This is a genomic window from Apibacter mensalis (genome assembly GCF_001418685.1).
GTDB classification, from domain to species: domain Bacteria; phylum Bacteroidota; class Bacteroidia; order Flavobacteriales; family Weeksellaceae; genus Apibacter; species Apibacter mensalis.
On the sequence record NZ_LIVM01000023.1, the window covers coordinates 1 to 5,898 of the forward strand.

4 protein-coding genes are annotated in these 5,898 nt (G+C 29.6%); all 4 read right to left on the reverse strand.

What is annotated here, in order from left to right; all coding sequences use genetic code 11:
* Positions 1-246: 246 nt before the first annotated feature.
* Positions 247-1,374, reverse strand: coding sequence for a LysM peptidoglycan-binding domain-containing protein (locus tag ASC36_RS10075; RefSeq protein WP_055426366.1), 1,128 nt, complete (start codon positions 1,372-1,374; stop codon positions 247-249).
* Between the two features lie 232 nt (positions 1,375-1,606).
* Positions 1,607-2,803 (reverse strand): glycoside hydrolase family 10 protein, encoded by a 1,197-nt coding sequence (locus ASC36_RS10080; RefSeq protein ID WP_055426367.1) that lies wholly within the window; start codon positions 2,801-2,803, stop codon positions 1,607-1,609.
* Between the two features lie 75 nt (positions 2,804-2,878).
* A complete protein-coding gene (locus tag ASC36_RS10085) occupies positions 2,879-4,081 on the reverse strand; it encodes a DNA recombination protein RmuC (protein WP_317038631.1) in 1,203 nt (400 codons plus the stop codon).
* A 190-nt stretch (positions 4,082-4,271) separates the two neighbouring features.
* Positions 4,272-5,666 carry a dipeptidase gene (locus tag ASC36_RS10090; protein ID WP_055426369.1) on the reverse strand — a complete coding sequence of 465 codons (1,395 nt, stop codon included), beginning with the start codon at positions 5,664-5,666 and terminating at the stop codon, positions 4,272-4,274.
* Between the last annotated feature and the right edge of the window lie 232 nt (positions 5,667-5,898).

Here is a 5,898-nt window from a genome sequence, read left to right on the forward strand (position 1 = left end):
TGTATCTCCCTTATAGATGGCGAGTGCCATCGGAAGTTTTTCCGGCTCAAAGCAGTAGTCCGGGGTATAAAGGCGGCGGTTTTTGTCGCGTATGGAATCTAAACAGGAGGATAAAATATTCATTATTAATAGGAGTAGTATTAAGGGGGTTAATAAGTGTTGGGTCGACATGAGTAAATAATCAAATATTTTTAAGTAATAGTAAAAAAAATTATACTGATTTATATAGGAAAAAGTGTATATATCTCAATCTAATAAAAATTTACTAATAAATGGCTTGGGAGTTACATTAGGGGCATTATCATTATTTTCTTCTGTTGATGGATTATTCTCTTCGGGTTCTTCATCAAATAAACCGGTTATTTTATATTGAGCAACATATTTCAATTTTTCACTCATTTGTTCTTTTACATATAGTATCGCTTTTACGAATTTTTCCGTTTTTTTATGAAAAAAGTATTGAGATTCTATTTTAAATGCCGGCATAAATTTAGATTGCAGCCTATCTGCATATTCTTTTTTGTATAGTTCATTAAAATGTTGCAATTCTGTGGCAGGAACTGCCGCAAATAAGGAAAATTCCAGGTACTCATTATTTTCCTTACTCGTATATGACCAATCGAATTGTATATTTATTTGGGGAAATATCTGTGAATTTACCGACACATTTTTTTTTAAAATTTGCGGATATAGAACGGGATATCTTAAATCGGATCGGGGACAAAAAACTATTTGATACAACATATTCATATTTATAGCTTTCGTTATATTTTTAAAAACCTGATCATATTGTTCAATGATAATTTTCACAAAGTCATCCTGTAATTCAATTAATTTTATATCTTGAAATTTAATTTCTTCCCACTTTTTCCATATTTCTTGTTTGTTTACTACCTCTTGTATGGTTCCGTCTTTATTTAGCGCTAATTCTAAATGATTCGTAGATTCATTAATTTTATTTATAATTTCTATAAGTGCTCTTATTTGTGCTGTGCTCTTACGTATTTTCTTATTGGTGATATCGACATGTGCACATAAATTATTTTCAGAAATTTTCCAAGTATTTTCGGTTTCGTTTTCACTTATGGGTTCATCATTAACCAGTAAAACATTTTTAATTTCTACTTTATATTCGCTCTCTTCAGCAAATGAAAAATGATTAGTTATGATTAATTTTTCTTTTTCGGTAAGTTGCTCGGCAGGAAGTAAAATTTTTTTTACATGATTGGGTATTTTTTCCGTCCCAACCAATAAGTCAGTCAATTCGCAATATAAATTGTGATACTCTCTAATGACTGTTACTGAAATTTGAAATTTTTCCGCAATATTTTGTAATGTATCTCCTTTTTTTACCGGGTATATCTTATGTTTCATTTGCTATTACACACTAAATAAACAAATATAATTAAAATAAATTAATTAATTTTTATGTTGTAATAAACACAATATATCTTACTATGTGTAAAAATTAATTATTGAGAAAGTTACTTATATAAAAGAAAAAAAGATCGTAACCATACGATCTTTTTTATAGTTTCTTATGAGTAATTTTAATTTACTATTTTTTATAAAATATAATTGGCAAAATTATCTCTATAAAATAATTTTATTCCGCAAAAGGACCGGAAATTAAATTGGTAAGCACCCCTTTCGGATCATTTGCAAGGGACTTGTAGCTGAAAAATATACTTCCTTTAATTTCAGGAAACTCCCTATTATAATAAACTTGTTCTACAAGCTCATTCGGATTTTTCCATTGGTTTACTCTATATGCAGCCATCCCTATATAAAGCTTGGTATCCGTTTCTTTAGCCACGCTGCTCCACCAATCTACTAAAGTTTTATAATCGGCAAGATTGTGTCCTCTATGCCAGTACAATTGAGGGGCAACATAATTCAACCATCCTTTTCTCATCCACAGTAATACATCCGCATACAAATCATCATAATTCTGTAATGCTTTGGTTTTAGATCCTTTAGGATCAGTACTTTGATTTCTCCAAACACCAAATGGACTAATTCCAAATTCTATATCTTTATTTTTAGCCTTAATATTCTTATATAATTTTTGTACAAAGGTATTAATGTTATCTCTTCTCCAATCCGATTTACTGGCAAACGTTACCCCATATTTAGTATAAGCTGCGTAATCAGGATAATCCAGTTTTCCTACTTTATAAGGATAAAAATAGTCATCCAGGTGAATTCCATCAACCTCATAGTTTTTAACTACTTCCATAATAGACTCAATTACATAATCGCGTACCTCAGGGAGACCTGGATTTAAATATAATTGATTGGCATATCTGACTACCCAATTGGGGTGCTTAAATGCTATATTATCAGTTGCTAATGAACTCCAATTTGCATTGGCCGCTGAGAGCCTAAAGGGGTTAAACCAGGCATGTATTTCTATATTTCTTTTGTGTGCTTCTTTTACCATAAATTCCAATGGGTCATAACCCGGATATACTCCTTGTGTCCCAGACAAATAACCGGACCATGGACTTAATTTAGATGGATATAAAGCATCTGAAGCAGGTTTTACCTGAACAATAATAGCATTCATATTCCATTTCTTTACATTATCCAATAAGGTTATAAATTCTTCTTTTTGTTGGTCGGCGGACAATCCGGGTTTTGAAGGCCAATCTATATTTAAAAATGTTGCCACCCATACTGCCCTGAATTCCTTGGTTATTTGTTCTTCAATATTTTCTTCTATTGGTTCATTAGTACCGGCAAAAATGATTGCAAATGATAAAAAATTTAGTAATATCAAAAATATTTTTTTGCTTTTCATTTATCTTATTGTTTTATTACTTAGAGAATTTATATAACTAATTTATCAAATTTTACGATACACTGTTTTTAAAAATTACGGATCATTTTCTAAAATTTGTGCTTTAGTAAGAATTTCTTCAGGTAAACTTTTCTTTGCTTTTGCACCCATTTTTTTCAGATTATGGATTTGAGAAACAAGATTTCCTCTCCCTTCAATAAGTTTATTCATAGCATTTCCATATTCGTTTTTAGATTCATCTATTTTTTTTCCTATACGCAGCAAATCTTGTAAAAATCCTTCAAACTTATCATATAAATTCCCGGCTGTTTTAGCTATCTCATAAGCATTCCTTTGTTGTTTTTGATTATTCCACATACTATCAATTGTTTTCAAAGTTGCTAAAAGTGTAGAAGGAGTAACTATTACAATATTTTCCTCGAATGCTTTATTATAAAGTGATGAATCTTGATTCAAAGCTACAGAAAAGGCAGTTTCAATAGGAATAAAAAGTAATATAAAATCTAAAGTATGATTTGCATACATCTCATAATAATTTTTTGATGAGAGTTGGTTAACATGTTTTTTTATAGAGTTTATATGATTTTTTAAGTGTAGTTTTTTTTCTTCTTCACGATCTTCGTTTACATAACGCTCATAGGATACTAGAGAGACTTTAGAATCTATGATCATCTTTTTATTATCCGGAAGATGTATAACTACATCGGGAATGTATAGTTTTCCATCTTCAGAATAGAATCTTTCTTGTGTAAAATATTCTCTTCCTTTTTCTAATCCGGATTTTTCTAAAACCCTTTCTAAAACTAATTCTCCCCAGTTTCCTTGTATCTTGGTATCTCCTTTCAATGCTTTAGTAAGATTTTCCGCTTCTTGTGAGATTCTTATATTTTGGGTTTGTAAATGAAGTAATTGTTCTTTTAAAGATGCATGAATACCTATATTTTCTTTTTGGCTCTCTTCTACTCTTTTTTCAAAGATGGATATCTTCTCTTGTAAAGGATCTAATAGAATTTTTATGTTATGCCTGTTTTGTTCTGTAAATTTTTCTGTTTTTTGCTCCAAAATTTTACTTGCTATAATTTCAAATTCTTTTTTAAAATTATCTTGAATTTGCTGTATTTCTAATCTTTGCTCTCTATTTTTTTGCACTAGATTTTCAAAATCGACATCTTTACGAGCTAATTCAAGCAATAATTTTTCTCTTTCTTTTTTTATTTCTTCCTTTTCAAACAGTTCCTTATCTTTTATCATTTCACTTTCATTCAATTTAGAATTCAAAACCTTAATTTTTTCGTTTAAAAGAATTTTTTCTGAGTTATTAGAGAGAGAATTAATTTTCTTACCTATAAATATCCCTATTATCAAAAAAATTATACTAAAAAATAAAACTAAAAATAATTCTACCATAAGATTATAAATATAAGATCGTATGAATGAAAAATCAGTTATGAATACGTTTTATATGTTATTATTTATTTTTAAAGTTTTCTGTATAATAGTTCAGAAAATACGGAATGGTTTCAATACCTTTATAAAAGTTATATATTCCATAATGCTCATTAGGAGAATGAATGGCATCACTATCTAACCCAAATCCCATTAAAACAGATTTAGCTCCCAACAATTCTTCAAATAATGAAACAATTGGTATACTTCCACCTGTTCTGTATGGTAAAACTTCCTTATTGAAGGTTTTTTCCATAGCCAATTTAGCTGCAATATATCCGGGATTTGAAGACGGTAATACATAAGCATTACCTCCGTGATGAGGGGTGACTGTAACTTGAACGTTTTTCGGAGCTATAGATAAAAAATGCTTGGTAAACAATTCAGTTATTTCCTCCGGATTTTGATCCGGAACCAATCTCATTGATATTTTAGCATGTGCTTTTGATGGAATTACCGTTTTTGCTCCTTCTCCTGTATATCCCCCCCAAATACCATTTACATCTAAAGTAGGTCGTATAGATATTCTTTCTAAAGAAGTATACCCTTTTTCTCCTTGAATTCCTTTCAACCCGATTGAATTTTTAAATTCAATCTCATTAAATGGAAGCTTATTTAATTCGGATCTATCTTCAGAGCTTAACTCTTTAACCCTATCATAAAATCCTTTAACTCTAATTTTCCCATCCTCATCGATTAAAGAAGCTATCATGTCACAAAGTACATGGATCGGATTAGGAACTGCTCCACCATACAATCCGGAATGTAAGTCTCTATTAGGACCTTCTACCTCTACTTCCACGTAGCTTAAGCCTCTTAATCCAGTTGTAACAGTAGGGACCTGATTTGAAAGAATATGTGTATCCGAAATAAGTATTATATCACATGAAAGTTTACTCAAATTCTCTTTTAAAAAATTACCTAAGTTAACAGAGCCTATTTCTTCTTCTCCTTCTATAATTAATTTAACATTACAAGGTAAAGAATTAGTTTTAATTAAAGATTCAATAGCTTTTACATGCATGAAGAATTGACCCTTATCGTCAGCAGATCCTCGAGCATAAATAGCTCCTTCCGGATGTATTCCGGATACTTTTATAACTGGATCAAAGGGATCAGTTTCCCAAAGATTTATTGGATCAGCCGGCTGCACATCATAGTGACCATAAATTAAAACTGTTGGTAAATCAGAACTGATAATTTTATCTCCATATATTATCGGATTTCCTTGAGTCTCACATATTTCAACATTTTCAAATCCTGATTCATTTAAATTTCTTGATATACTTTTTGCACAATTTATTATTTCATTCTTATAAGAAGAATCTGCGCTGATAGATGGTATTCGTAATAAATCAAATAATTCATCTAAGTATCTTTGTTTATTTTCAATTTGGTATTGATATACTTTATCCATTTAATTGCTATTATAATAACAAATATATAAATAAAAAAATCGCTGCTATGATAGTTTATTTAATTAATACCCCCAAACACATCAGGTAAAATAAAAAGACAAACGGGAAGAATATTAAAAATCCAATACAAGGATTGAAAACTTTAATATATTTATATTCATAATTTAACTATATGTTTTTAATTTATTACATGTTTATATTCGATATAAATAAATGTTAATTATTAAACAA